General features: G+C 72.3%; 21 protein-coding genes, 1 tRNA gene and 1 pseudogene. 8 read left to right on the forward strand and 15 right to left on the reverse strand.

Going from position 1 to position 25394, the window contains the following annotated elements; all coding sequences use genetic code 11:
• Positions 1 to 238 precede the first annotated feature (238 nt).
• The 3 genes from ABZ079_RS14025 to ABZ079_RS14035 all read right to left on the reverse strand — a co-directional run bounded on the left by ABZ079_RS14025 (position 239) and on the right by ABZ079_RS14035 (position 2780).
• Positions 239 to 658, reverse strand: a complete 420-nt coding sequence (locus tag ABZ079_RS14025) for a hypothetical protein (RefSeq protein WP_356939761.1) — start codon at positions 656 to 658, stop codon at positions 239 to 241.
• A 62-nt stretch (positions 659 to 720) separates the two neighbouring features.
• Complete coding sequence (locus tag ABZ079_RS14030; RefSeq protein WP_356939661.1) at positions 721 to 1359, reverse strand: sigma-70 family RNA polymerase sigma factor; 639 nt, start codon at positions 1357 to 1359, stop codon at positions 721 to 723.
• The gene (locus ABZ079_RS14035; protein WP_356939662.1) at positions 1356 to 2780 is read right to left on the reverse strand and encodes a S8/S53 family peptidase; all 1425 of its coding nucleotides are present in this window, start codon (positions 2778 to 2780) and stop codon (positions 1356 to 1358) included. The genes ABZ079_RS14030 and ABZ079_RS14035 overlap by 4 nt, the downstream gene beginning before the upstream one ends.
• Before the next feature lie 76 nt (positions 2781 to 2856).
• Between ABZ079_RS14035 and ABZ079_RS14040 the strand changes: the two genes are divergently transcribed.
• Entirely contained in the window at positions 2857 to 5469 is a 2613-nt protein-coding gene (locus tag ABZ079_RS14040) for a CHAT domain-containing tetratricopeptide repeat protein (protein WP_356939663.1), read from the forward strand.
• 106 nt (positions 5470 to 5575) lie between these two features.
• Here ABZ079_RS14040 and ABZ079_RS14045 read toward each other — a convergent pair whose 3' ends face one another.
• Complete coding sequence (locus ABZ079_RS14045) at positions 5576 to 7294, reverse strand: LuxR C-terminal-related transcriptional regulator (protein WP_356939664.1); 1719 nt, start codon at positions 7292 to 7294, stop codon at positions 5576 to 5578.
• A gap of 131 nt (positions 7295 to 7425) precedes the next feature.
• Between ABZ079_RS14045 and ABZ079_RS14050 the strand changes: the two genes are divergently transcribed.
• Entirely contained in the window at positions 7426 to 8511 is a 1086-nt protein-coding gene (locus tag ABZ079_RS14050; RefSeq protein WP_356939665.1) for a M12 family metallopeptidase, read from the forward strand.
• Between the two features lie 439 nt (positions 8512 to 8950).
• Here ABZ079_RS14050 and ABZ079_RS14055 read toward each other — a convergent pair whose 3' ends face one another.
• Together ABZ079_RS14055 and ABZ079_RS14060 are read right to left on the reverse strand one after the other, a co-directional pair.
• Entirely contained in the window at positions 8951 to 9844 is an 894-nt protein-coding gene (locus ABZ079_RS14055) for a glutathione S-transferase C-terminal domain-containing protein (RefSeq protein WP_356939666.1), read from the reverse strand.
• 76 nt (positions 9845 to 9920) lie between these two features.
• Complete coding sequence (locus tag ABZ079_RS14060) at positions 9921 to 10043, reverse strand: putative leader peptide (RefSeq protein ID WP_356939667.1); 123 nt, start codon at positions 10041 to 10043, stop codon at positions 9921 to 9923.
• Positions 10044 to 10544: 501 nt separating this feature from the next.
• Between ABZ079_RS14060 and ABZ079_RS14065 the strand changes: the two genes are divergently transcribed.
• Together ABZ079_RS14065 and ABZ079_RS14070 are read left to right on the forward strand one after the other, a co-directional pair.
• Entirely contained in the window at positions 10545 to 11957 is a 1413-nt protein-coding gene (locus ABZ079_RS14065) for an amino acid permease (RefSeq protein WP_356939668.1), read from the forward strand.
• 253 nt (positions 11958 to 12210) lie between these two features.
• Positions 12211 to 13275, forward strand: coding sequence for a hypothetical protein (locus ABZ079_RS14070; protein ID WP_356939669.1), 1065 nt, complete (start codon positions 12211 to 12213; stop codon positions 13273 to 13275).
• A 166-nt stretch (positions 13276 to 13441) separates the two neighbouring features.
• On the opposite strand, the gene ABZ079_RS14075 is transcribed toward ABZ079_RS14070, so the two are convergent.
• Positions 13442 to 13630 carry a Scr1 family TA system antitoxin-like transcriptional regulator gene (locus ABZ079_RS14075; protein ID WP_356939762.1) on the reverse strand — a complete coding sequence of 63 codons (189 nt, stop codon included), beginning with the start codon at positions 13628 to 13630 and terminating at the stop codon, positions 13442 to 13444.
• A gap of 40 nt (positions 13631 to 13670) precedes the next feature.
• Positions 13671 to 15149 carry a hypothetical protein gene (locus ABZ079_RS14080; RefSeq protein ID WP_356939670.1) on the reverse strand — a complete coding sequence of 493 codons (1479 nt, stop codon included), beginning with the start codon at positions 15147 to 15149 and terminating at the stop codon, positions 13671 to 13673.
• A gap of 451 nt (positions 15150 to 15600) precedes the next feature.
• On the opposite strand from ABZ079_RS14080, the gene ABZ079_RS14085 reads away from it, so the two are divergent.
• Entirely contained in the window at positions 15601 to 17421 is a 1821-nt protein-coding gene (locus tag ABZ079_RS14085) for a hypothetical protein (protein WP_356939671.1), read from the forward strand.
• A complete protein-coding gene (locus tag ABZ079_RS14090; protein ID WP_356939672.1) occupies positions 17418 to 18224 on the forward strand; it encodes a dienelactone hydrolase family protein in 807 nt (268 codons plus the stop codon). Before ABZ079_RS14085 ends, ABZ079_RS14090 begins: the two co-directional genes overlap by 4 nt.
• A gap of 685 nt (positions 18225 to 18909) precedes the next feature.
• On the opposite strand, the gene ABZ079_RS14095 is transcribed toward ABZ079_RS14090, so the two are convergent.
• The 4 genes and pseudogenes from ABZ079_RS14095 to ABZ079_RS14110 form a co-directional block, all read right to left on the reverse strand.
• Positions 18910 to 19332 carry a tyrosine-type recombinase/integrase gene (locus ABZ079_RS14095; RefSeq protein ID WP_356939763.1) on the reverse strand — a complete coding sequence of 141 codons (423 nt, stop codon included), beginning with the start codon at positions 19330 to 19332 and terminating at the stop codon, positions 18910 to 18912.
• A 362-nt stretch (positions 19333 to 19694) separates the two neighbouring features.
• Positions 19695 to 19768 (reverse strand) — tRNA-Pro (locus ABZ079_RS14100).
• 44 nt (positions 19769 to 19812) lie between these two features.
• A pseudogene (locus tag ABZ079_RS14105) lies at positions 19813 to 20328 on the reverse strand (MFS transporter); the annotation flags it as partial.
• Positions 20329 to 20379: 51 nt separating this feature from the next.
• Positions 20380 to 20913 carry a hypothetical protein gene (locus ABZ079_RS14110; protein WP_356939673.1) on the reverse strand — a complete coding sequence of 178 codons (534 nt, stop codon included), beginning with the start codon at positions 20911 to 20913 and terminating at the stop codon, positions 20380 to 20382.
• Between the two features lie 131 nt (positions 20914 to 21044).
• Here ABZ079_RS14110 and ABZ079_RS14115 point away from each other — a divergent pair, with 131 nt between their 5' ends.
• Entirely contained in the window at positions 21045 to 21389 is a 345-nt protein-coding gene (locus ABZ079_RS14115) for a cupin domain-containing protein (protein ID WP_356939674.1), read from the forward strand.
• On the opposite strand, the gene ABZ079_RS14120 is transcribed toward ABZ079_RS14115, so the two are convergent.
• Positions 21379 to 22389, reverse strand: a complete 1011-nt coding sequence (locus ABZ079_RS14120; protein WP_356939675.1) for a LacI family DNA-binding transcriptional regulator — start codon at positions 22387 to 22389, stop codon at positions 21379 to 21381. The genes ABZ079_RS14115 and ABZ079_RS14120 overlap by 11 nt on opposite strands.
• Positions 22390 to 22522: 133 nt before the next feature.
• Between ABZ079_RS14120 and ABZ079_RS14125 the strand changes: the two genes are divergently transcribed.
• Positions 22523 to 23683: a Gfo/Idh/MocA family oxidoreductase gene (locus tag ABZ079_RS14125; RefSeq protein ID WP_356939676.1), complete on the forward strand. Its 1161-nt coding sequence runs from the start codon at positions 22523 to 22525 to the stop codon at positions 23681 to 23683.
• Here ABZ079_RS14125 and ABZ079_RS14130 read toward each other — a convergent pair.
• The gene (locus tag ABZ079_RS14130; RefSeq protein ID WP_356939677.1) at positions 23647 to 24255 is read right to left on the reverse strand and encodes a poly-gamma-glutamate hydrolase family protein; all 609 of its coding nucleotides are present in this window, start codon (positions 24253 to 24255) and stop codon (positions 23647 to 23649) included. The genes ABZ079_RS14125 and ABZ079_RS14130 overlap by 37 nt on opposite strands.
• Positions 24256 to 24269: 14 nt before the next feature.
• On the reverse strand, positions 24270 to 25304 hold the full coding sequence (locus ABZ079_RS14135; protein WP_356939678.1) for a LacI family DNA-binding transcriptional regulator: 1035 nt from the start codon (positions 25302 to 25304) through the stop codon (positions 24270 to 24272).
• Positions 25305 to 25394 lie beyond the last annotated feature (90 nt).

The following is a 25394-nucleotide window of genomic DNA, read 5'->3' on the forward strand; positions in this document are numbered from 1 at the left end:
GCGCGCTCTACGGCCAGGCCGCCCCGTGTGGCCCGTACCGGACCGGCCCGTGGCCGGCCTGGACGGGACGGACTCCGACCCGGTCCTCGCCGGTCTCATGCGCGAGGGTCCACTCGACCCGGCCGGCTGCCGTGCGGCGAGGACCGGGCGTGGCCGGCGACCCGCCCGGCAGGTGTGCCGGCGGCACCGGGCATGATCCGCGGGCCCGCGGACGCTCCGGGTCACCCGGTGGGCTCCGTCAGGCCCGCAGCCACTCCGTGACGATCACCTCCGCGCCGGTCCGCAGCCGCAGGGCGAACGGACCGGCCGGCGGGGTGTCGCTGGTGAAGCGGCCGAGGGTGTCGACCGTGACCGGGTGGGCCGTCTGCGGGCCGCCGAGCACCTCGATGCGTGCCGACCGCGGCGGCAGCACCTGGCCGATCAGCCCGTCGCCGGTGACCTCGACGTCGACCGTGACCTCCCCCGCGCGGAACGTCAGCATCCGCGGCGCGTCCATGGCCCCCCTGACCGGCAGGGCGTCCACGAGCGAGTCGAAGGTCAGCTCGGCGATCCGGGCGTCGAGGTCGTGCAGGGCGTAGGCGTCCAGGGCGAGTTGGCGCAGCCCGTCGGGGACCGGGTCCAGGACGGCGGCCGCCTGGCGCAGTTCCTCCTCCAGCAGCGCGTCAGCGAACTCCTCGCCGTCCGCGTTCCGCGGGAAGGTTCCGTTCTCGTCATGTCCGTTCACGCCGCACCCCGCGCGTCCATCCGGGCCCGCAGCCGGCGCAGGCAGCGCTGGCGCAGCGGCCCGATGCTGCCGACCGCGATGCCGAGCGCGGCCGAGATCTCCACGTAGCTGGGTGGCGGGGAGGCCATCAGCACACGCAGCAACTGCCGGCACCGGTCACCCAGTCCGTCCAGCTCCTGCCACAGGCGGCGGACCCGCTCGGCCCGGTCCGTCGCCTCCTCCGAATCGATCAGCGACTCCTCCGGCGTCCGGTCCCCGCTGGGCCGGTCCAGAACCTGCGGATCGTCGGTCAGGGTCAGCCGGGTCAGGCCCTTGAGCACCTTCAGGCACTCGTGGCGGGCCGTACTGGCCAGCCAGGCGCCGGCCTTGTCGGGTTCGCGGATCCGGCCCAGGTGCTGGGCGAAGCGGAACCACACGGTCTGGTAGACCTCGTGTCCGTCGGCGTCGGAGAGCCGGTGTGCGCGCACGACCGACCACACCAGCGGACTCATCCCTTCCACCAGCGCCTTCCAGGCCGCGGCGTCCCCGTCGACGGCGGACTGGACCAGCGCGCCGACCTCTGTTCGGTCCACGGCTCCACCCCTCGTGTACGGGACGTCATCGTACGCCGTGGAGCGGAGGGTTCCGGCCCTCATGCCTGCAGGGCCGGGGTCGCGACCGGGACCGGGCGCCAGGTGGGCGGGCGGAGCGCCGGGACGTGCGCCCCGCGCACCTCGGCCCGGTCGGTGGTGTCCGCCAGCAGCCGGGCGCCGGCCCGGCGCGGGTCGCGCTCCTGGTGCGCCGTCATGTGGGCGGCCACGAGCCCCGCGGCGACCGGGGTCGCGAAGGAGGTGCCGCTCCACTGCGCGAGCCCGTCGAACATCACCTGGTCCGGTTTGGCCCCGGAGCTCTCCCGCCCCTCGCTCAACACACCGGTGTGCCGCGGGAACTGGCAGGTGCAGGCATAGTCGAACCCGTACCGGCAGGCCTCGTAGGTGGAGTGCTGGTAGAGGTACGGCACGGGGGTGCCGAAGCCGGTGAGCGCGCTGGTGAGACGCTCGCCGGGGGCATACACCCGGACCCAGGGACCGTGGTTGCTGAAGCAGGCCCCGGCGTCGCCGTCCGCGCGCAGCGCGCCGACCGACAGCACACTGTCCGCGTACTCGGGCAGGGCGGCGTAGGCGGCGGGCCAGAACGGCGTGTCGCTGCCGTTGTTGCCGGCAGCGGCGACCAGCAGGGTGGGCTGGGCGCTCAGTTCCCGCATGAAGGCGTCCAGGCCGATCAGCCCGTAGGTCCCCTCGGCGGGTGTGCCCGCGGACAGGCTGATGACGTCGGGCCAGCCGTCCCGGTCCACGGCCTCGAAGAGCTTGGCGCCGAACTCGGACTCCAGGACGGCACCGGCGTCGTTCAGGGTGCCGCGCACGGTGATGGCGGTGTTGGGTGCGACGGCCGCCAGGATGCCGGCGATGAACGTGCCGTGACCGACGTACTGGTGGAGCATTCCCTCGCCGTCGGTCTCGGTCAGCTGGGCGTCCCCCGTGGTGTGGGCGAGGAGCGGGTAGGAGGGGTGGTCGTGCACCAGACCGGTATCGACGACCAGGACCCGGACGGCGGAGTCCGGGTGGTAACCGCCTTCCGCGGCACCCGGGTTGGCCGCCTCGGTGCGCGGGACGGGCACCGGCTCGTCGCCGGGGCAGGCGTTGACCGCGATGTGCAGTACATGGTTCCGGCTGACCAGCCGGCGGCCCCCGCGGTCCTCGGCCTCCCGCAGGGCGCGCAGGGCGTGCGGCACGGTGTCGTCGCCCTGGCCCGGGTCGCCGACCCGGATGCGGGTGACGCCGGTGCGGTTGGTCTGCGGGCCGGTGCGGCGTACGTGTTCGGGCAGCAGCCCCTGGGCCTCGGTGAAGTGGGCGCGCACGGTGTCCTCGACGACCCGGGCCTCCTCGCCGTCCCGGGCGAGGACGACGCCCTTCTCGTACAGGTAGTGGGCGTCGTCGTCCGGGCCCATGGCCAGTGGGACGTCGGGCATCGAGCGCTGGATGTGGTCGAACTGCTCGTGGAATCGCTGTGGCGCCATGGCGTGTCCTCCCCCTCAAGACGGTGTTCGACAGTGAGAGTCGCGGGGTCACCGTCTGATACAGCAGGCCACTACCATGCGAGGCGTGACGGCGGGAAGCGAGTCGGTTCTCGAACTGCTGCCCCTGGTGTTCGCCGACCCGGGCGAGGCCCGGGCACGCGCGGAACAGGTGCTGCGCGCCGCTCCGCCGCCGCTGCACGCCAGCGTCGCCCACCAGGTGCTCGGCATCTGGCAGCGCGACTTCGGCGATCTGCGGATCGCACTGCGGCATCTGCGGCGGGCCCGGGACCTCGCCGCGCGCGCCGAGTCGGCCGACCGGGAGGCCGATGTGCTCGCGACGCTGGGGGTCGCACTGGTGCACGCGGGGCGCACGCGGCAGGGGCTCGCGTCGTTCGAGCGGGGTGTCGCACGGGGCACCGGACACACCCGCGCCCGGGTGCTGTACCGGCGGGCGTACGTGTGGTGGGTGCTGGGGCACCACCGGGAGGCCCTGGAGGACGTACGGCGGGCGCTGCCGGTGCTGCGGCAGGTCGCCGACGACATCTGGACCGCGCGGGCACTGACCCTGCGGGCCACCGTGCACCTGGCGCTCGGCGCGGTGGACCGGGCGGTGGCGGACTTCACGGCGGCGGAGCTGCTGTGGGACACCACCGGGCAGGAGCACGACAAGGCGGACGCGGTGGAGAGCCGTGGGCTCGCCGCCTTCCGGTCCGGGGACATCCCGGCGGCACTGCGGCTGCTGGACGAGGCCGAGGAACGGTACGCGAAGCTCGGCACGCCCACCTACATGCTGTCCGTCCGGCGCTGCGAGGTGCTGATGGCGGCCGGGCTCGCCCCCGAGGCACTGGCCGAGGCGGACACGGCGATAGCGTTGCTGGACCGGATCGGCGGGCAGTCCACCCGCAAGGCCGAGCTGCTGCTCGCCGCCGCGCGGGCGGCCCGCTCGGCCGGTGACCCGCACACCGCGATCGCGCGCGCCGCCGTCGCCGTACGGCTGTTCGCCGCGCAGCGGCGGATGTGGTGGGAGACCCACGCCCGCCTGGTGCTGATCCAGGCGCGGGTGGCGGCCGGGCGCCGGTCGGGGCGGCTGGTCGCGGACGCGGCGGCGGTCGCCGAACGGCTGGCCCGCTTCGGCTCGCCCGCCGCAGCCGAGGCATCGCTGCTCGCGGGCCGGATCGCGCTGGCGCTGGGCTGGACGGTGGACGCGGAACGGCATTTGGCGGTGGCCGCGCGCAGCCGGCACGGCGGCCCGCCGACGGCCCGGATGACCGGCTGGGCGGCGCAGGCCCTCCGGGCGCGCGCGGCCGGTTCGCGGCGGGGTGTGCTGGAGGCGTGCCGGCGCGGTCTGGACGTGCTGGACGACCACCGGATGACCCTGGGCGCCTCGGAGCTGCGGGCCCATGCGACCGCGCAGGGCGCCGAACTGGCCGCGCTCGCCCAGGAGGTGAGCCTCGTCCAGGGCGATCCGCGGCGGCTGCTGGTGTGGAGCGAGCGCTGGCGGGCGACCGTGCTGTCCGCTCCGCCGGCCCGGCCGCCCGACGACCCGGCGTTGCTGAGCACCCTGACCGCCTACCGGGAGATCGCCGCGCGGGCGGAGGGCGCCCGGATGGAGGGCCGGCCGGTGCCCGCGCTGGAACGCGAACAGCGGCGCCTGGAACGGGAGATCCGCTCCCGCACCCACCACATGCGCGGAGCCGCGCCCGGTACCGGGGACCGTTTGGACGTGGCCCGGCTGCTGGACCGGCTCGATGACGGGCGGCTGGTGGAACTGGCCGTGGTGGAAGGCCGGGTGCACGTCCTGCTGTGCGGACAGGGGAAGGTGCGGCGGTTCGACGGCGGGGCGCTGGCGGAGGCGGTGGCCGAGGCCGAGTACGTGCAGGCCGGGCTACGGCGGCTCGCGCATCCCGGGGCGGAGGCGCGGCTGCCGCTCGTGGAGGCGGCGGGCCGGCGGCTGCAGGAGCTGCTGCTGGGCGGGGCGGCGGCACATCTCGGCTCGGGTCCGGTGGTGATCGTGCCGCCGGGGGCCCTGCACCGGGTGCCGTGGGCGCTGCTGCCCGCGCTACGGGACCGGGTGCTCAGCGTGTCCCCTTCAGCGGGCAGCTGGCTGCGCGCCCGGGAGACGGAGCCGCCGCGGGACGGCCGGGCCGTGCTGGTGCGCGGCCCCGGCCTGGCGACGGGCGGTGCGGAGGTGCTGGACCTGGCGGACCGGTACGGCGTGGCGACGGTCCTGGAGGGCGACGAGGCGCAGGTGCCGCGGGTGCTGTCGGAACTCGACGGCGCGTGCCTCGCGCACCTCGCGGCGCACGGAACGTTCCGCGCGGACAGCCCGCTGTTCTCCGCGCTGCGGATGGCGGACGGCCCGCTGATCGTGCACGACTTCGAGCGGCTCGCCCGCAGCCCGTACCGGATCATCCTCTCCAGCTGCGACACCGCCCGCCTCGCCTCGGTCGGCGCCGACGAACTCCTCGGCCTGGTCACCGCGTTGCTGCCGTTGGGCACCGCCGGAGTGGTGGCGAGCAGCGCGCCGGTCAACGACGCGGCGGTGGTGCCGCTGATGCTCGCCCTGCACAAGGGCCTCGGTGCCGGCCTGTCCCTGGCCGAGGCCCTGCGCGACGCCCGTACCACGCTCCCCGGCGACGCGGTGCACCAGGCGACGGGCTGGGCGTTCGCGGCGTTCGGTGCGGCGTAGGGGCGCCTCGACGGCCCACGGCACGTCACGCGGGGACACGGGGAACTGCGCGTGCCGCCCCGACGCACCGCAGCCGGCAAGGACCCGCACCCCGTGGACGCGACGCCTACGCCGACTCCGCGACCGGCGGCTCCACCAGCCAGGGCAGCGCCCCCCGATCCCCCGTGCCGAGCCGCGTATACGCGCTGTACAAATGGTTTCCCACGGTCCGCACCGACAGGGTCAGCCGCTCCGCGATCTCCCGGTTGCTGAGCCCCGCCGCCGCAAGCGTGACGATCTGCCGCTGCCGGGCGGTGAGTTCACCGAGGACGAGTCCGGCCAGCGCCGGCGTACGGGCACCCTGGCAGCGGCGGGCGAGAGCGACCGCGCGGGTGCGGGAGAGCCGCGCGGCACGTGGGTCGCGGTGCGCCCGTACCGCCTGCGCGTGGGCCTCGGCCGCGAACAGCAGGAAGCCGCGCTCCCGAAGGGCCTCGGCGGCCCGGTCCAGGGCGGGCCCGTCGCCGCGGGCGAGCGCTTCGGCGTGCCGGGCGAAGACGCTCCCGGCCGGCAACCGCCCCGTCGCCCGCTCGGCGGCGCCGACGCGTACGGCTTCGTACACAGCGTGGACGTCGGCACCGTCGGGATCGCCGTCGGCCCCCCGACGACCGTCGGCCGCCCCTCCCGACTCGGCTTCCGCACGCTCGGCTTCGCTGCGGCATCCCGGGTCACCCGGCGCATGGCGCAGCCCCTCCCGGGCCCACGCCGCCGCGTCCCGTACCTCGCCGCGCAGGCGCGCGTACCGGGCGCGTACCGCGGCGTAACCGGCCGGCAGCGGGGCGCCCTCCGCCACCAGCCACTCCCCCACGGGCGTGGGCACCGGCCGGACGTCCAGCTGTTCGATCCGCTGGGCCAGGGTGCGCTGTTCGGCGTCGAGAGCGGCGCCGGCGCCGTCCGGGGTGCGGGCCAGCCGCCGGGCCCGCAGCCGGCCGGTCGTGGCGCGCAGGGCCGGGCCGTGCAGGGGATGGGCGAGGGTGACGTCGCCCCCGTCGTCGACCTCGATCAGACCGTCGGTCTCCAGGCGTTCGAGGACGTCGAGGTCGAGGTCCTCCAGGGGCACCGCCAGGGGCTCGGCGAAGGCGAGGCGTTCGAGGGTGTCGCGTTCGCCGGGTCCGGAGCGCTCCAGGGCCGGGGCGAGGCGCTCGCGCACGGCCGGGGTGACCGGCAGCGCGCCTCGCCAGGCCCGCTCGCCGGTACCCGGGACGGGGGCCAGCCGGCCGGAGGCGCCGAGTGCGGTCACCAGGTCGCGCAACAGCCGCAGATCGCCCCGGCACACGTGGTGCAGGCGGCCGGCCGTGAGGGGTTCCAGGCCTGCCGCCGCGAGCAGTTGGGCGGTGTCCTCGCGGGGCAGCGGGGCGAGGGCCAGCCGGGGCAGCAGCTCGCCGGTCCACAGCCGGGACACCGCGCCGGGCGCGGGTAGCGCGTCCACCGCGGCCACGAACAGGCGGGTGCGTCCGTGTACCGCGAGCTGGTGGACCAGGGCGGCGGAGGCCTCGTCCAGCAGATGGGCGTCGTCCACGACGAGCAGCCGTGCGCCGGACAGGAGCTGGACCGCGCGGTGCAGTGAGACGGTGTCGGGGAGCAGGTGTGCGAACGCCGCGAAGGGCAGGCCCTGGGACGCGGGGGTGCCGGTCACCCAGGTGTGATCCGTGCCCCGGACCGCCTCCGCGATCAGCCGGGTCTTTCCGTGACCCGCCGGGCCGGTCACCACGATGCCGTGCCGTCCGGTGGTCAGCGACCCGCGCACCAGCTCCAGTTCGTGTTCCCGGCCGGTGAACGGCCACGGCATCTCGAGTGTCTTCGCGTCCGGTTCGAAAGTCCTCACATCATCCGGAGCGCGCGTACTCAGGTTTGATACAGGTGGACTTGAGTAGCCCCCGACTCACGCGCCCGGCACCGGCGGGCGGGCACGCTGGTCGCATGACCCGACGCCTTTGCTCGCTTCCGCGGCAGCCGGCTCCGTCCTTCGCGGCGGGGCTGACGGCCGAGCGGCTGGGTGCGCTGCTCGCGGGGCGGCGGATGTGGGTCAACGGCACGGTCCTGCACTACTGCTTCCTCGACGACCACTCCGACGCCTCGGTGATCCCGGTTCCCGGGACCGGGGAACTGCGCCGGGTGCCGTGGGCCGGGGGCGAGGAGCAGCGGGACGTGGTGCGCGAGTGCTTCCGCGAGTGGCAGGGCCTCGGCCTCGGCGTCACCTTCGCCGAGGTCGGCGACCGGGGCGAGGCGGAGCTGCGGATCGGCTTCCAGGCCGGCGCCGGCTCCTGGTCGGCGGTGGGCCGGGGGGCACTGTCGGTCGGCCGGGGCGAGCGCACCATGAACCTCGGCTGGGACGTGACCGCGCCCGGGGAGCGCGGGACCGTCCTGCACCAGATCGGGCACGCGCTCGGCATGGTGCACGAACACCAGAGCCCGTTCGCCGGGCTCCACTGGGACGACGAGGCCGTGTACGCCGAGCTGGCGGGCCCGCCGAACTTCTGGAGCCGGGAGACGACGTACACGAACGTGCTGCGCACGCTGGACGCCGGCGAGGTGAGCGGCTCGGTGTGGGACCCGCAGTCGGTCATGGCGCTGCCGTTCGGGCCGGGGCTGGTGCTGGAGCCGGAGCAGTACCGCGGGGGGCTGCGTCCGTGCGGCACACCATCCCCGGCCGACAAGGAGTTCGTGCTCCGCTGGTACCCGCCCGCCGACCCTGCCGGGCCGGTGGCGCTGGTGCCGTACCGGTCGGTGCCGCTGGGTCTCGGCCCGGCGGAACAGGCCGACTTCACCGTCGAGCCGCCGGAGACCCGCGAGTACACCGTGGGCACCTTCGGCGACGCCGACACCGTGCTCGTGGTCTTCGAGGAGCGCGACGGGGAACCGCGCTTCCTCGCGGGGCACGACGACGGCGGCGGCCCGGACAACGCCGTTGTCGGGGTGCGGCTCGTCAAGGGCCGCCGCTACTTCGTCCGCGTCCGCCTCTCCTCCACGTGGGGTTCGGGACAGACGGCCGTCATGTGCTGGTGACGGCAGAGGGACGATGAGAACCACAGTCCGGCACCGGGGGAGCGGTCGCGGACGTCACCTACGGGGGAGGTGACGTCCGCGGCCACGCCGGTGCTACGGGTGCGGAAGAAGTCCTCCAGCGTCTCGGAGACCACGGGCAGTCCGGCCTTGTGCTGGAAGGCGAGGTTGCTCCCGAAGACCGACGGGTACGCCTCTCGCGCCTCCCGCGGGGTACGGCCTCCGCGGACGTCGATCGGCAGGCCACGGAGGCGGAGTCCTTTCTCCAGTGCAGTTGCCTGGCAGACCATTGACGTGACGGTCTATCAGGAGATCCCCTTCGTCAGGAAGTTGTCCGGCGATGGCCCAGGCTGGTTGGCCGCCGCCTTGGCCACGGCCTCGTCGGAGAGGTTGTTCGATTGTCAGCGGCCGTATGCGAAGTGGACGTACCCGGAGCCCGCTCTCACCTGCGGGAAGCGTCCGGGGCGTTCCCCGCGTGGGCGGCCCAGTCCAGGATCTGGACAGCCGCCCCGGCGGCCTCCAGCCCCTGGCAACGGCCGTGGTGGCGCTGGGAGATGCCGTCCAGGTCGAGGTGGCGACCGAAGGCGGGGTTGGCGGCCAGGCGGCGGGCGTAGGCCCACAGGGCGCGGTGGTCGGCGATCCGGTGCACGGCGGAGGCGTCGAGGTGGCAGCGGTGGACGGTGTCGAGCTGCACCAGGGTCACCCACAACTCGATGTCGGCGGCGGTGAGCCGGTCGCCGACCAGGTACTCCTCACCGGTCAGCCGTCGCTCCAGCCGGCCCAGGGTGTCGAGCAGCACGTCGAGGGCGGCGGCCTGCTCGGCGCGGTCGGCACCGGCGCGTCCGGCGCGCTGGGCGGACTCCTCGATGCCCTCGGCGCAGATCCGCTGGACGGCCTCGATCACGGACTCCGTTCCGGAGGGATACAGGGAGGACCGGCCGTCACGCGGGAAGCGGTCCAGGTCGCGCAGGATGTCGGGGGCGTGGGTGCTGACGATGCGTCCGGACCAGTCGTCACTGAGGACGGGCGCGAGGGCCGGGCCGGTGTAGTGGTGGGCACTCGCCTCGTACAGCGGGCGCAGCGCCGCGTGGCCGCCGCCGGGACAGTCCGGGACGGCGGGCAGGAGGACGACCGGACAACTGCCGTCCAGGCCGAGAAGGCTGTGCCCGGCGGCGAGGCGCAGCCCGCCGGGGCAGGCGGCCGAGAGATGGAGCCGGTAACGGTGGGGCACGGCGTAGTGGCCGCTGCGCGCGTCCCGGCCGATCCGGCCCCGGAAGACGGGGGCGGGGGCGGATCGGCGAACGGGCGAAGCGGCGGCGAGCGGACTGACGGACATGCGTCTCCCCTGGGCGTGGGCGTGCGGACGGGCGCGCCGGCAGGCGCGGTCCTTCGATGAGGGCGAGGGGCCGGGCTCAGCGCCGGCCGCTGATCGCGCTGCAGACGCGCAGCAGGTCGATGTGGCGTCGGGAGGTGAGCAGGGGCGCGCGCAACGGCACCCGACCCGCTCGGCCGGTGACCGTTCCGAGGCGCGTCATGATTCCCTACCTGTTCACTAGGTTTCCCTCCCGGGAGTGTCGATCCGGCTGCGCACGACGTCAAGGGGGCGTCCACGCCTGGGACTTCCCGGCGGCTGAGGAGGTGGGGGCGCAGCATGCGCGGGTCTCCTCGGAGTATGGATCATGTGACATGGCACTGGCATGGCGAAGTGACGGTCCTCCGCCCAGGAGCGTCTGGGACCTCCTCGAGGCCCTGCCGCCGCGCACCAGAAGGCCGTGCACGAGATCATGACCCGGCGTCTGGAGCACGTCCGCGGCCTGTGGGCGTCCGCCGACCGACCGCGGGCGCCTCCGCGTCCCACGCCTTCCGGGACGGCCGGACATCTCACGGCGCGAGACCCACCGCACGAGGCATTTTGCGTGCTCGGGCGGGCCCGACGGGACAAGAACCGGCGATTTTGAGCCAGCTCGGAACCTGCCCGAGCATGGGCCCGTCCCGGCGATCCCGGGAACGTCAGTTCCATGAGAGGCGCACCACCCATGCACAACACCGGGACCGTCCCGCAGTCGGCTCCGGCCTCCTCGGAGACCCGCGCGGTTCCCGTCGAGGACCCCCACGGCGACACCGGCAGACACGCCCGCCGGTTCGGCCTGCCCATCGCCACCGCTCTGGTCATGGGCAACATCATCGGCGGCGGCATCTTCCTGCTCCCCGCCTCCATCGCCCCCTACGGCACGGTCAGCCTGGTCGCCTTCGGCGTCCTGACCGTCGGCGCCATCGCCCTGGCCCTGGTCTTCGGCCGGCTCGCCGCGCGTGACCCCCGCACCGGTGGTCCGTACGTCTACGCCCGTGAGGCCTTCGGCGACTTCGCCGGTTTTCTCGCGGCCTGGGCGTACTGGATCACCACCTGGGTGTCCAACGCGGCGCTCGCCGTCGCGGCCGTCGGCTACCTCGACGTGCTGGTCCCGGTGGGCGGCCACCCCTGGACGGCCTGCCTGGCCGCCCTCGCCCTGCAATGGCTGCCCGCGCTCGCCAACTTCGCCGGGACCCGTTACGTGGGCGCCGTCCAGCTGGTGTCCACCGTGCTGAAGTTCGTACCGCTGCTGCTCGTCGCGGTGGGTGGCCTGTTCTTCTTCGACCCCTCCCGGCTCGGGCCGTTCAACGCCAGTGGCCACGGCGCGGTCGGCGCGGTGTCCGCCTCCGCGGCCCTGCTGCTCTTCTCCTACCTGGGTGTGGAGTCCGCCGCCGTCAGCGCGGGCGAGGTCAGAAACGCCCGCCGCAATGTGGGGCGCGCCACCGTCATCGGCACCGCGGGCGCCGCGCTCGTGTACCTGCTGGGCACGCTGTCCGTCTTCGGCACCGTCGCGCACGACCGCCTGGTCACCTCCACCGCGCCGTTCTCGGACGCCGTGAACGCGATGTTCGGCGGCAGCTGGGGCGGTACGGCGGTGGCGCTCGCCGCGCTGGTGTCGATGACCGGCTGTCTCAACGGCTGGACGCTGTTGAGCGCCCAGACCCCGTACGCCGCGGCGAAGGACGGACTGTTCCCGGCCGCGTTCGCGCGCCGCCGCCGGGGCGTGCCGACGGTCGGCGTCGCTGTCACCGTCGTGCTCTCCTCCCTGCTCACCGCGTACAACTACCTGTCAGGCTCGGGGAAGGTCTTCGAGGTCCTGGTCCTCGTCACCACGTTCACCGCCACCGTGCCGTACCTGCTGGCCACCGCCGCGCAGCTCTTCCACCTCGTCTCCGGCCGCGGACCGGTCGACCGGGCTCGGCTGGTGCGGGACTCGGTGATCACCGCGGTGGCGGCGGCCTTCTCCATCTGGCTGATGGCGGGCGCCGGTTACGCGGCGGTGTATCAGGGCGTGCTGTTCCTGTTCGTCGGGATCATCGTCTACGCGGTGCTGGCGGCCCGACGACAGCGACGCGAGACGGCAACGGGCCGGGCGTGATCGAAGACGCCACAGGCTCTGGACTCGATCCTGTCCGCCCGCTGACGCGGTCAAGGGCGCCGGTCCTCAACCGGTCCCCGAAAATGATCGAAGGGCTGCTTCGGAAACCTCCGAAGCAGCCCCTGACCGGTGCGTTCGCAAGTCGGGACGACAGGATTTGAACCTGCGATCCCTTGACCCCCAGATAGCTGCCCCAGGGACAGAATCCTGATAAGGGGCTATTGATGACGTTCCACTCGGCCCCCTGGCAGGCATGGACGTACCGCTGCGGCAGGGAGCGGCCGGCTCGGTGCTCCACCTGTCGGCGGCCTGCTGGGCATTCCGGGTGCCTCCGCAGCGGGCTGGCGTCAGTCTGCGCGTACCAGACCGCGGCAGCATGGCCGACGTGCCGGAGCCCGGGGGCTGTCGCCGTTGCCCTAACCCGTTTCCCGACTACTACACGCAGGCCCGCCATCTGCTCTCTCTCATGGAAGAACTCCGCGCGCTGGCCGATCGGCTCGACTCCGGACACGACCTGGAGGCGTACTGCCACGTGCTCGCCTTCCGGATGCACGGCCCAGGAGGGAGCGACTTCCGTCGCCGCCGGCCTGGAAAGTTCCGGCTCCCGTGGCAGGAGACCTGGGAAGAAATCTGCGACGAAGCCCTCGACGCACAAGAGCGGGAAGACGCCTCCGCGGGCACGGCACGCTACGACGACCAGTACGGATTCGACCAATGGTGCGAAAGGTGGCTCAAGGCCCTGATGCATCTCGCCCCTGCCGAGCAGGGCAACCACGCCTCTCCAGTCGCGGCACGATGGGCCCGCGCCCACGATGCCCTGGAGCGTGCAATCAAGCGCGATCTACGGGATGAGCCGTGGGTGGCCAGGCTGGTCGATCAACTGCAAGACACGGGTCGCGGAATGGTGACTGGCATCGCTGCTTCCATGGCCGAGCCGGTGGTCGTGGTCTACGACGGGCGCGAGGCGATCGATCTGCCCTGGCCGGCCCAGTACCTCCTCTGGACGCAATATCCAGGCGGTGTCCGCCAAGCTGGCCACAGCCGACACCGCCTGACCGCCCTCCCACGGCTCATCCCCCTCCTCGACGGTCTCTCGCGCCGCTCCCTACGGGTGATCGGCGACACCGAGTGGCATGACTCGCCAGGCGTCTACCAAGAAGCCATCGACAACGTCACCAAGACCGCGTTCTCGCCCGAAGCCCACTGCTGGTGGAATACCAACGCAGCCGGACGGCTCCCCCACCTCCCGGCCATGGCCCGCGCAGACGCCATCTCAGCCCAACGACAGGCTCAGCGCACCCAGGCACCCTGGCGGTAGGCCACAGCAGGCGGGGCCCTCCAGGTCGTCAGGCCATCGCCAATGTGGACTTAATCAGGTCTCGGGCAGCCTGTCCGTAGACCGCGGAGGGCCGGAGAAGCCCGAACGTCTTCCGGAACACGCCAACCCGCCCCGGATCAGTGACCGTCTCCGCCCCGCGGTACCCCTAGACCTCGACCCTGCTGTCATCGAAGATCGAGAAGCCGCCTCCCGGGTGGACCAAGAGGCGAGCTCGGGCCGGGATGATTCCCAGGGACAGGCCCAGCAGGTCCGTCTCATCCAGCAACTGGCGAAGCTGGTCACGCATCACTTCACGGCCGCCGAGATGGGTAAACAGCGCCCGTTCGCCCAGCAGGGTGTGGAAGGATCAGGCTTCCTGTGCAACGAGGGCCGGTTCAAGGCGAAGCCGCCTTCTTCAGCAGGGCAATCGGCTGGTCGGCCGAAGTCTGCAGGGTCTTCATCCCGTACGGTTCCTGCTGGGCATCGCTGAGCCGCTCCTGGCTGTCGGCGTCGCGTGCGATGTGCACGCTCATGTACGGGGTGGCGCCGGCCCCTTTGGGGATCACCCACCACATCGCCGCCCAGTCCGGGGGTTGGGTGATGCGCATGATCGCGCTGCTGCGGTAGATCCGCGCCCGGTAGCGGAAGAACTCGTCGCCTGGCGCGGCCAGCCAGCCGGGCGGGTCCCTCCGGTGCTCGTGAGCATCCGATTCGGTGTTCCAGGAGTACTCCGCGGAGTCGCGGTAGCTGTTGGCCAGCTTCCCTCGGTCGGCGCGGATGAACGAGGTGATGGCGTAGATCTCGACCCGTCCGTCCACTGCCTCCTTCGCCGGAACTTCGACGACCACGTCCTTGGAGAAGTCGTCTCCCGGGTCGAGCCGGTCGCCCGGGCCGGTGATCGTTCCTGCCGCCAGCACGCTGGACGAGCCCGTGAAACGCTCGTGGCGGTAACTGTCGAAGCCGTCCCCCAGCCCGGTCTCCCAGGTACCGAAGTCAGTTCCGGGCGCGGTGTACGCCGACGGCCACAAGGTGGCCGACCACAAGGTCCCCACGACGTGGATGCTGGCCGGCCCTTCGTTCTTGAACGTGAGCCGGACCGGCACGTAGAGGGAGGTGTGCGCGGCGTTCAGGGTGGGCTTGCCGAACGTAGCCCCGAACGGCACCCGCGGAGGGGCGACGTAGGGGCTGTACATCGAGGAGTACGCCAGGCTGGCCGCACCCACCACGCCCGACAGGGCCACCCCGAGCGCAAAGCGCCGCGGGTGCGGAACACCCCGCCAAGCCTTGTGGCGGGTCAGCGCCCATCCTGCCCAGCAGCACCACAACGCCAGGGCGGCCCACAGCCACAACCAGCCTCGCCGGTACCCGCCCTCCCATTGCAGGACCAGCAACATCAGGCTCGTCACCGCCGCGACGACGACGCCCAGGACCACGACCGGCCCGCAGTACCGCACTCGCCGCTTACCCCAGAAGTCCGCCGCAGCGACGGCTGCGGCGACCTCCACCAGCGCACCTGCCAGGAAGACCGCTCCCATAACTCGGCCGCCGAACGTCAGCGCCCCTATCACATCCCACAGTCCGACCCGGGACAGCACTGCCGCAGACACCAGCAGCCCGACGGCCATGAAGCAGCCGTCCGCCCGCCGCGCCCACGCTTTGTCAGGCCACAGGCCGGGATCCGCGCGCCACCGCACCACGCCCGGGTTGCCAAGGTCGACATCCGGCCCGATGCCCGCCCGCCGCAGCACCCTGCGCAGATCCCGCAGCGACCATGCCCGCCCCACACCCTGCCCCGCCAGGCTGACCTCCCGCAGCCCACGCCCATCCGGAGCATGCACGATCACCTGCGGCTGGCGGCTCATGCCGACCAGCATCGGCCAACCATCCCGCCGCCCCACGACGGCACGCCGCGCCACCTTCCCCGCACCCACCTCAGCTGGTCCGTGCCCCCGTCCCGAAGTCAGCTGGCCGGAGATGAACTGACGCTGTAAGCAGCGTGGCCCTCCCAGCCCCAGGCTGCTGAAGTAAGGACTTGCACCAGCACCAAACTGCACGGCGCCGGCTCCGTCGGCATCACCCAAGGGCGCCCATGACCCGCAGCCCTTCACTCCCATCCTGGGGACAGACCCGTCCTGCGTAAACCGGCCCCTGCTCCGACAACACGACCGCGCCCGTCCGGCCCCAGGCAGGCCTCGGTCCTCCGAAGCCTCGTAGCCCCCCGTGCGACAGGTGGAGTGAGGCCAGCGGGCGATATTGGAGCTCACGTCGTCGAGCGGCGCCGCGCGTTGCCGGGGTCGGGGGCCCGGGCTGTGCTGTTCTGGGTGTATGGCGTCCATCGAGGTCCGTGTGCATGGGGTCGGTGACCACGGGCCGCTGAGCGCCCTGGGCAGCGTGGGTCTGGAACCGTCAGCGGTCCAGTCCGAAGGCGTCGACACGTTCGTGGCCCCCACGACTCCCGCCCACCGGCTGCTGCTGGTGAACTGGTCCCGGACCTCGCGTGGCATCGCCGGCTTCCTCTGGTATCTCGCGGCTCCCTTCACACTGCTGAACGTCGTCGGCTACATGAAGCCCGTTGGAAGGCGACGCGATTACGAGTGGGTCACGTACGTGGCCTGCGGGCTGTCGACCGTGGTCGTGACGGCTTGGCTCATCACCGTCATGGAGACAGTCATGGCGTACGTTCCGGGCTTGCGTGACCGTCCGGGCCTGGGGATGTGGTTGGTCGCAGGTGTCCCGGCCGTAGCCGCTTCCCTCGCGATCCTGATGCGGGCGTATCGGAGGCCAGAGCGGCGTATCGGCCTCCGTGTCGCTTGGGCCCATGCCGTGTGCTCGCTGGGTTTGGCCGGGCTCGTGCTCTGGTGGAAGCCCTCGCGCCTTCCTCGACAAAGGTGGCCGAACAGTCTCGGCTACGGCGGCGACGCGCCGCCACCCCCGTCAGCCGGTGAGCCGCGTCTCGACGCGATGCTGGCCTTCGTCATACTCTCCACCATCCTCGCGCTGGTCCTCGCCAGCCTTCTGCGGAACGCATCAGCGGCGGTCGTGACGGTGCTCGTCTTCCTCGTCCTCCACGCAACCGGTGCGATCCTCCGGCTCGCTGCCGGGTGGCTGATGCTTTACCTGCAGTACATCGGCGTCGGCTTGAGCCGTTCCTCCGGGTTGGCTCCGGAGTCGCTCCTGCTCAAAGCGCCGGATCCGGGGTCGGGCCGGGTGCTAGTCATCGATCTTGTTCCTGTCGTCGCCGTCGCGGTCATCGTGGGGTTCCTCGTTGCCTTCGCTGTCTGGGCTCGGGTCTGGGGATGGGAGGCGACCGTCGAATGGCAGCAGGTATGCGGGTACCGGCGCAGGGTGTTCGTCCACAACGTCGTGGCGCGGCTGCCGGAGCGGATCCGCTCTGCCCTTGTGCCTGCGTTCTGCTTGTACGCATTGGTGGCGGTGGTGACGGCGGCCGTTGCGCTCTGTGCAAGCTTCGGCGGCTGGCCGCTGACCGTTGCACTCGTGGTGACCCACGCAGCTGCGGCCGCCGTCCTGGTGTTCCTCGTGATGCGCGGACGTTTCGGCGGTGCTCAGAAGGTGTACGGCACCGTGGCCGACGTGGCCGGGTTCTGGCCGGTGCGCTACCACCCACTGGCCGGCCGTTCCTACCGCGACGAGGTCGTAGGGGGCTTGCGCCAGGTGCTGAACCGCCATATCTCCGACAGGGTCGTCGTGTTCTGTCACAGCCAGGGTTCGGTCCTGGGGAGTTGGCTCGTGGCAAATGAGCTGGTGCCCGAGTCCGAACTGACTACGACGAGCCGCGTCGCAATCGACCTGTCGGACACGCGTCTTCCACCAGAGGAGAACCTCACTCTCCTCACCTGCGGGTCTCCCCTGAACTCGCTCTACCGGGGTTTCTTCCCCTCCTATTTCCACGATGCTTTCTTCTTGCGCATCACGGAACGCGCCGGTGCCTGGGCCAATGCGTGGCGCAAGACGGACCCGATCGCCACCCCTATGCCGGCAGCCGTGAACAGTGCCGTGGAGGAGAAACGGATCCCGGAACCGAGCTTCACACGACTCAATGTCCACAGCAACTACTGGATCGAGGGAACTTTGACGGACTGGATCCGGGACCGGCTCACACCTGCTGCCGAGGACGGCGGACAGTGACCGGGTCCGCGCCTGCCTCCACCCTTGAGGGCTGGGAGCCGAGGCGGATCCGGCATGGTGGCGCCCTTCACCGGTACTACGAGAAGGGCCGCGGTCCCGGCGTCGTAGTGCTTCCCGAGCTGCCCGGCATCGGACCGGAACTGCTCGGGCTGGCCCAGCACCTCGTCGACAGCGGCTTCACCGTCTTGATCCCCTCCCTGTTCGGCAGGGACGGTGCACCGGGCGGACCGATCCGGGCGTCCCTGGCCATCGCTCGCTGCTGCATTTCGCGTGAATTCAGGGCATTCGCCACCAACGCGCACCGGCCGGTGGCCGACTATCTGTGCGCTTTGGCCAACGAGCTGAACGGCAGGACGCCGGGCCCCGGCGTCGGCGTCGTCGGCCTCTGTTTCACGGGCGGGTTCGCCCTCGCCGCGGCCGTTGACGACTCGGTCCTCGCCGCCGCCCTGAGCGAGCCCTCGCTGCCCGTCCCGATCACCCCCACCCACCGCTCGGATCCAGGCGTGTCCGCGGAAGAGCTCGCCCGGACCGTCGCGCGCGCAGATGCGGGGGACCTGTGCGTCCTGGGCCTGCGCTTCAGCGAGGACCGGTTTGCCCCGCGGCAGCGGTTCCAGACCCTCGAGGATCACCTGGGCGACGCCTTTACATGTATCCAGCTGAGATCCGGCTCCGGCACGGACTTCAGCCGCTGCGCCCACTCGGTCCTCACCCACGAGGTACGCGAAACGGCCGGCCACCCGGCTCTGCAGGCACGCGAGCAACTCGTGACGTTCCTCACGGCCCGCCTGGCGCCCCCACCGTAGAGACCCAGTTTGCCTGCGGCCTCGGTGGCGCGCAGGCTGGCTCGACGCGCGTGGCCAAATGGCGGTCCTGGACGACTCGTCGGCCGATCGATGACCGACCTTGACTCCCTGCGAAGCGGGCAGCCTACCGCCGACCTGGTATCGCATGCTCTCTTCCGGCAGGGCGATGGGGCCCGGTACGTAAGACAGTGCGCCGGGCTAATACGGCGGATGCTCGTGGTCGGTGCGGGGTGCGGGGTGCGGTACTCGTCCTGCTCCTGACAGGAAGGAGCGAGGCAGCCACAACTTCGTCAGAACCTGCGCAGCCGGCGCTCCCGGCAGCGACCCGCGTACAGGGCCCTGAATCGCGGCGGCAGTTCCACCAGCCCCGCCGGGATCTCTCGTTTCCCTGCAAGGTGGGCCCTCGTCGCTCGCCTTGGCTGACCTGGGGGACAGCGGGGGTGATCGGGGCCAAGGTCGCCCACGAATTTCATGCCACCACGAACGCCGCTGTCCGTTCAAGGGCACCAGGCCCAACACCGCCCTCCATTCCGCCCCGAGCGGCGGCGCCTGAAGCCTGCCCTGCCCTGGCACCGATCCAAATCGCCCATAAGAGGTTCTGCAGGAACCCGAGCTTTTGATCCAGAAGGAGCTGCTCAACCCGAGGTGTCCTTAGCTCCGCTCTCATCAGGCGTCGGCTCGTCGGTCATGCTGGCCCCTCTCGACACTCGGCCCCATCAGCGTCTACCGGAAATGGCCCGGCCGCGACCGATCCATAGCGTCTGGGGTGGCTGTAGATGTTGGCGGTGGTCGACAGGGGGGAGCGCCGCAGGGTCTTGGAGACGATGGTGAGGGGGACGCCGGCGGTGATGGTGATCGTGGCGGCCAGGTGCCGCAGGTCGTGAACTGTCACCCGCGGTACACCAGCGGCTTTGGAGAGTTGCCGGAGCCGGTCGAGGACGGTGTGGGGTCGCAGGGGTCGGCCGGCGGGTCTGCAGAAGACGAGTCCGGCGAATGGATCGCTGGGGTCGCTGTGGCGGCGGGCACTTGACCGGGCCCGGTGCTCGAGTGCGGTGGCGACGCGGGGTGAGACGGCGACCCAGTTTCGACTGGTCTCTCGTGCGACCAGCCGGGACCACCACGACTCCTGCGCCCCCTGTGCTTTCCCCTTGTCTGCGCCGAGGGTCGCGGCTCCGTGGAAGCACTACGCCCGCGAAGCCGTCGACACCATCGACCACGCCCTCACCCCGGCCCAGAAGCGAAACGACCGACGGGCCTGGCTGGAACGGCTGCGACCACGACGCGACCACATCCAGCACCTCCGCGAAGCCCTCAACCGGCTCCGCTCCCCCGCCCCAACCGGCTTGTGCTCCGCCACGGAGCAACCCCGAAGCGGGCGTGCGACGACACTGCGACCACCAGCATCCCGGGCATGGAAAAGGCCGTCCTCTCGTGTGTGAGAGAACGGCCTCCGACCTGCATAAAGCAAAGTCGGGACGACAGGATTTGAACCTGCGACCCCTTGACCCCCAGTCAAGTGCGCTACCAAGCTGCGCCACGTCCCGCTGCGGTGTCACCCGGGTGTCCCGTGTGATCACGCAGGTCAACCCTACCGCACCCGTGCGGGTGCCCGGGCCGGCGCCGCCGGGACGGCGTCCACGGCGCGGGCGGAGCGTCGGGCCGGGACGAGGAGGGCGGCGCCGGCCGCGGCGAGGCAGAGCAGGGCGAGCAGGGCCCAGCCGTGGGTGTAGCCGGTGGCGTAGGGAAAGCCGGAGGGCTGGAGCCGGCCGGTGACCAGGACGCTGGTGAGCGCGGCGCCGGTGGAGCCGCCGATGGTGCGGACGTTGGCGTTCATGCCGGTCGCGGCGCCGGTCTGCTCGGGCGGGACGCTGCCCACGATGAGGTTGGCCATCGAGGCGAAGGCCAGTCCGATGCCGAGCCCGAACAGGCCCGCGACCACGGCGATCTGCCACTGCGCGTCGTGCCAGAGGGTGAGGAAGCCACAGGCCGGGGCGTCCAGCGCGGCACCCGTGGTGAGGAGGGCCTTGGCGCCGACGCGGGGCTCCAGACGGCCCGAGAGGACGCCGGAGAGGAACATCGCGACGAGCGTCGGCAGCATGAGCAGTTCCGGACGGACGGGCCGCGTGCCCATGCCCGCCCAGCGGATGCCGGTGCCCTACTTGATGAGCGCGTTCGCCACGACCACGATCACCCCGAGCAGCGCGTCCACCAGGCCGATGAGCACGGCGACCGGCCAACTCCGCGCCGACCAGCGGGCGCTGGCCAGGCCGAGAGAGAACAGGATCAGGATGTTGAGGCCGAACGCCGGGTACTCGACGCCGTTCGGCGGCCACCACCCCCAGCCCGCGCCCGCGAGCAGGAACACCGTGGGCAGCACGACCGTGACCAGCGGCCACTCGTCGCGCATGGTGTGCAGGACGTCCCAGCGCCGCTGCGGGGCGCGCTCGGCGATGTAGTGGGCGTAGCCGTGGGCCAGGGCGGAGGCGAAGGCGGTGACCAGCAGCCAGAGGGCGTCGTACCGGCGGCTGCCGGCGGAACTGTGGCCGTACTGGGTGAGCGCGGCGACCATCGAGCTGGCGAGGACGGCGCCGTAGACCCCGCCGAAGAGGACCGCCTCGCGCGTGTCGTGCCGCCGGGGTCGCTCTTCGGGCTCACCGGGCTCGGCGGCGGCCGCCGTGGAGTCAGCCATGCTCCCCACGATCACCCGCGCCCCGCGTCCCCGCCAGTCCACGCACCCCGACGAAGTGTCCTGCGACCAGGCCGGATCCCCCACACACTGCCGACGGCGGCGGATCGGAGGCGCTCGCTAGGGTCGGCCGCATGACGCACAGTTTCGCCCTCCACATCCCGGACGCCGACCTCGAACCCGAGCCCCTCGACCCGCAGCAGATCGTCTCCGGGAAACCGGAGGTGACCGGCAAGGTGGTCTGGGAGTCGCCGGACGGCCGGCAGCTCCGCGGTATCTGGCAGATCACCCCCGGCGTGGTCACGGACACGGAGGCGGACGAGCTGTTCGTGGTGATCAGCGGCTCGGCGACGATCGAGGTCGAGGACGGGCCCACGCTGACGGTGGGCCCCGGTGACATGGCGGTGCTCCGCGCGGGCGACCGTACGACGTGGACCGTGCACGAGACGCTGCGCAAGGCGTACGCGATCAGCCTGTGAGGCCGTCCCCGGGCGGCGGCCCCGTCGTCCCCCGGATCTCCAGTGCCGGTGCGGCCAGTTGCACGCGTCCCTCACCCTCCGACCGCTCGAAACGGTCCAGCAGGCAGCGGGCGGCGCGCCGCCCGACCTCGTACGGAGCGGTGTCGACGGTGGTCAGCCACACGTGCCGCAGCCGGGAGATGCTGGTGTTGTCGTAGCCGACCACCGACAGGTCGCGCGGCACCCGCAGGCCCAGCTCCTCGGCCGCCGAGAGCGCGCCGACCGAGGCCATGTCGTTGACGGCGAAGAGTGCGGTGGGCCGCTCGGTGCGGCCGAGCAGGCGGACGGTCCCCCGGTAGCCGCCCTCCTCGGTCAGGTCGCCGGGCTCGACGAGCGGCTCGGCGCCGTGGGCCCGCATGGCCGCCTCGAAGCCGCGCCGGCGCAGCGCTCCGACGGCGCCGTGGCCCGCGAGATGGGCGATCCGGCGGTGGCCGAGGCCGAGCAGGTGCTCGGTGGCGAGCCTGGCCCCGTGCTCGTCGTCCCCGGCGACGACGTCCACGCCCGCCGGGCGGGGTTCGCGGGCGCCCGCCACGACCACCGGCATCCGCCGCGCGAGCGCGTCGAGCCCACCCGTGTCCGGGACCGTGCCGACGACCACCAGTCCGTCGACGCCGAGGTCGAGGAAGGGTTCGGCCAGATCGTGGCCCATCCGCCGGTTCAGGCGGGCGTCGGCGAGGAGCATGTGCAGGCCGGCCGCGTGGATCAGTGAGTTGAGGCCGTCGAGCAGTTCCACGAACCAGGGGTTGCGCAAATCGTCCAGGAGGACGCCGACCGTTCGCGTGCGCTGCTCGCTCAGGCTGCGGGCGGCGGCGTTGGGCCGGTAGCCCAGCTCGCGTACGGCCGTCAGGACGGCGTCCCGCTTCTCCGCGCGCACCGGGCCCGAGCCGCGCAGCACCAGCGAGACCAGCGACTTCGACACTCCGGCCCGCTCGGCCACATCGCGGATCGTCGGCGATCTCATGGGATGGACCGTTCCATGTGCCGGGCTGTCGTGTCAAAGGCGAGCTCTGACGTGGCGTACCTGCTTGACACGCACTTCATGTCCGGACATGGTGGCCTGGACAGGAGATGGACCGGTCCAATGAAGGGCTGTCATGGTGGATGCGCTCGGTGTCGCCGTCGTCGGGTTCGGCTGGATGGGACGGGTCCACAGCCAGGCGTACGCCCGTCTCCCGCACCACTATCCCGGGCTCGCGCTGCGCCCGCGGCTGATCACGGTCGCCGAGGAGGTGCCGGGCCGGGCCGATGAGGCCGCCGAACGGTTCGGGTTCGCCTCCGCCACCCGCGACTGGCGGGAGGTGGGCGCCGACCCGCGCGTGCAGGCCGTCAGCATCACCGCGCCGAACTTCCTGCACCGGGAGATCGGCGTGGCGATGGCCGAGGCCGGCAAGCACATCTGGATCGAGAAGCCGGTGGGGCTGACCGCCGAGGACGCCCGCGCGGTCGCGGACGCGGTCGCCGAGGCCGGCGTGCAGGCCACGGTCGGCTTCAACTACCGCAACGCCCCCGCCGTCGAGGCCGCCCGCGACCTGATCGCCTCCGGCGGGATCGGCGCGGTCACGCATGTCCGCATCCGCCTGTTCAGCGACTACGCGGCACACCCGAACGGCGCCCTGACCTGGCGCTACGAACGGGAGCGCGGTGGCAGCGGGGTGCTCGGCGACCTGGCCTCACACGGCGCCGACCTGGCTCGCTTCCTGCTCGGCGACATCGCCTCCCTCACCGCCGACACCGCGATCTTCGTGCCCGAGCGCGCGCGGCCGAGCGGCGCCACCGCCGGCCACGCCCTCGCCTCCGGTGGCGAGCCGGGCCCGGTCGAGAACGAGGACTACGTCAGCTGCCTGCTGCGCTTCACCTCCGGCGCCCGCGGGGTCCTGGAGGCCTGCCGCGTCTCGGTCGGCGAGCAGAACAACTACGGCTTCGAGGTGCACGGCACCGAGGGAGCGGTGTTCTGGGACTTCCGCCGGATGAACGAACTCGGCGTCAGCCGCGGTACGTCGTACCAGGACCAGCCGGTGAGCACGGTGTACGTCGGACCGGGCGCCGGGGAGTTCGCCGCGTTCCAGCCGGGCGCGGCGAACGCCATGGGTTACGACGACCTGAAGGTCATCGAGGCGTACCGCTTCGTACGGTCCATCGCCGAGGGCCGGCCGTACGGCACGACACTGACGGACGCCGTGCACAGTGCGGCCGTGCTGGACGCGATGGCGCGGTCCGCTCAGCGCGGCTCCTGGGTGGACGTCGACAGAAGCTGACCGAGCCGTACGACACCCGCGGCGAGCGCGTCGGCCACCGGCTGCGGGGGTGTGTCGGCCGCGCCGGTGGTCCGGGCCAGGAGCGGCAGTTCCACCTGTACGCCGCCCAGGCGGGTCAGGTTGACCGGGTTCCTGGGGTGCAGGCCCCGCAGGGCGGCCGGGATCGCCTCCAGGTCCGCGACCGCCCGGAACCGGGGGGCGAGGGCGAGCAGTTCCCGGGCGAGGACGAGCGCCGCCTCGCGGTTGCCGCCGCCGAGGAAGAGGGTGTGCGGCGCGTGGGGCCGCATGTGCCCGTGCAGGGAGACCGTGAGGGAGACCCGGTCCAGAAACTCGCGCAGGAGGGCGCAGTGGTCCGCCGCCATCCGCGGGGAAGGGATGTGCACGGGCCGCCGCGCCCCCGGCTGGGTGAAGACCAGGCTGGTGGCGCCGCAGCGGCGTGCCACGAGGTCCGCGAGCTCGGCCGTGCCCCCTTCGTTGCTGCCGTGCAGCGCCAGCAGCCCGATGCCGCTGCCCGGTACCAGGGTGGCGACCAGCGGTACGCCCTCGATCTCCACATGCTCGCTGCGGGCCACGGCGTCGTTCCCTCTCACTCGGCCGTCTGCGCGGGCAGGTTGTAGGGCGTGACGACCTGGATCGCGGACGGCAGCGCCGGCCCGGCCGCCGGGGGCAGCGCGCCGTGCGCGCGCATCAGGAGGTGGCAGGCCTCGCGCATGTCCTGGCGCAGATCGTGGTGGAGGACGGCGGACAGCCGGTGCCCGCGCAGCAGACGGGTGTTGTCGTGGTCGAGGTCGTGGGCGATGAACACCGCGCACTCGCGGCCGGCGTCGGTGAAGGCCCGCAGGGTGGCGTTGTTGCCGCCGCCGATGGAGTACACGGCCCGGATCTCCGGGTCGCGTGCCAGGGCGGCGCGGACGAGGTCGTACTGCGTGGCGTCCAGGCCCTGCCCCTCGGCGATCTCGACCAGGGTCCGCTCGGGATGCCGGGCCCTCATCACGCCGCGGAACCCCATCTCCCGTTCCTCCTCGTTGCGGAAGAAGCCGCTGCTGAGGCTGGTGAGGACGTTGGCGGACCGGTCGCCGAGCCACTGGCCCATCAGGTAGGCGGCAGTCGCGCCGGCCGCCCGGTTGTCGATGCCCACGTAGGCGAGGCGCCCGCTGCCGGGCAGATCGGTGGCGAGGGTGACGACCGGGATACCGGCGGCGGTGAGCCGGCCGACGGCCGCGGTGACCTCGGGGACGTCCGGCGCCTTGAGGATCACGCCCTGCGAGCCGCGCCGGGCGATCCGGTCCAGCGTCCCGATCTGCTGCCGCACCGGGCCGGTCTCGCGGAAGTGGAAGCGGGAGCGGACCACCGCCGGATGCAGCGAGGGCAGTTCGGCCTCCAGGGCGGCGCGCACGGCGGTGGTGAACCGCTCGGGCGCCTGCACCACGATGTCGACCATGAAGGTACGGCCGACCAGCCGGACCTGGGTGCGCTGCCGGTCGAGATCGGCGATGGCCCGGCGGACCTCCTGCGCGGTGCTCTCCCGCACCCCGCCCCTGCCGTTCAGCACACGGTCCACGGTGGCCTCGCTGAGACCCGCCTGACGTGCGATCTCCCGGATGGGGAACGGGTGGCCCACGGACCGCCTCCTTGAGGGCTTTTTGATGGCTGCCTGCTGGTTGTTCGAGGTGTTTGTACTGACAAGAATGACAGGGCCGCGCCGCTCCCG

Source organism: Streptomyces sp. NPDC006314 (assembly GCF_040613075.1).
In the GTDB taxonomy this organism is placed as follows: Bacteria; Actinomycetota; Actinomycetes; order Streptomycetales; family Streptomycetaceae; genus Streptomyces.

Coding starts and splice junctions, on each gene's coding strand:
- ABZ079_RS14030 (WP_356939661.1), bottom strand. CDS start 1,359: ATGAGGGCCGGAACCCTCCGCTCCACGGCGTACGATGACGTCCCGTAC.
- ABZ079_RS14035 (WP_356939662.1), bottom strand. CDS start 2,780: ATGGCGCCACAGCGATTCCACGAGCAGTTCGACCACATCCAGCGCTCG.
- ABZ079_RS14040 (WP_356939663.1), top strand. CDS start 2,857: ATGCGAGGCGTGACGGCGGGAAGCGAGTCGGTTCTCGAACTGCTGCCC.
- ABZ079_RS14045 (WP_356939664.1), bottom strand. CDS start 7,294: ATGCCGTGGCCGTTCACCGGCCGGGAACACGAACTGGAGCTGGTGCGC.
- ABZ079_RS14050 (WP_356939665.1), top strand. CDS start 7,426: ATGACCCGACGCCTTTGCTCGCTTCCGCGGCAGCCGGCTCCGTCCTTC.
- ABZ079_RS14055 (WP_356939666.1), bottom strand. CDS start 9,844: ATGTCCGTCAGTCCGCTCGCCGCCGCTTCGCCCGTTCGCCGATCCGCC.
- ABZ079_RS14060 (WP_356939667.1), bottom strand. CDS start 10,043: ATGACGCGCCTCGGAACGGTCACCGGCCGAGCGGGTCGGGTGCCGTTG.
- ABZ079_RS14065 (WP_356939668.1), top strand. CDS start 10,545: ATGCACAACACCGGGACCGTCCCGCAGTCGGCTCCGGCCTCCTCGGAG.
- ABZ079_RS14070 (WP_356939669.1), top strand. CDS start 12,211: ATGGACGTACCGCTGCGGCAGGGAGCGGCCGGCTCGGTGCTCCACCTG.
- ABZ079_RS14080 (WP_356939670.1), bottom strand. CDS start 15,149: ATGCTGGTCGGCATGAGCCGCCAGCCGCAGGTGATCGTGCATGCTCCG.
- ABZ079_RS14085 (WP_356939671.1), top strand. CDS start 15,601: ATGGCGTCCATCGAGGTCCGTGTGCATGGGGTCGGTGACCACGGGCCG.
- ABZ079_RS14110 (WP_356939673.1), bottom strand. CDS start 20,913: ATGGCTGACTCCACGGCGGCCGCCGCCGAGCCCGGTGAGCCCGAAGAG.
- ABZ079_RS14115 (WP_356939674.1), top strand. CDS start 21,045: ATGACGCACAGTTTCGCCCTCCACATCCCGGACGCCGACCTCGAACCC.
- ABZ079_RS14120 (WP_356939675.1), bottom strand. CDS start 22,389: ATGAGATCGCCGACGATCCGCGATGTGGCCGAGCGGGCCGGAGTGTCG.
- ABZ079_RS14125 (WP_356939676.1), top strand. CDS start 22,523: ATGGTGGATGCGCTCGGTGTCGCCGTCGTCGGGTTCGGCTGGATGGGA.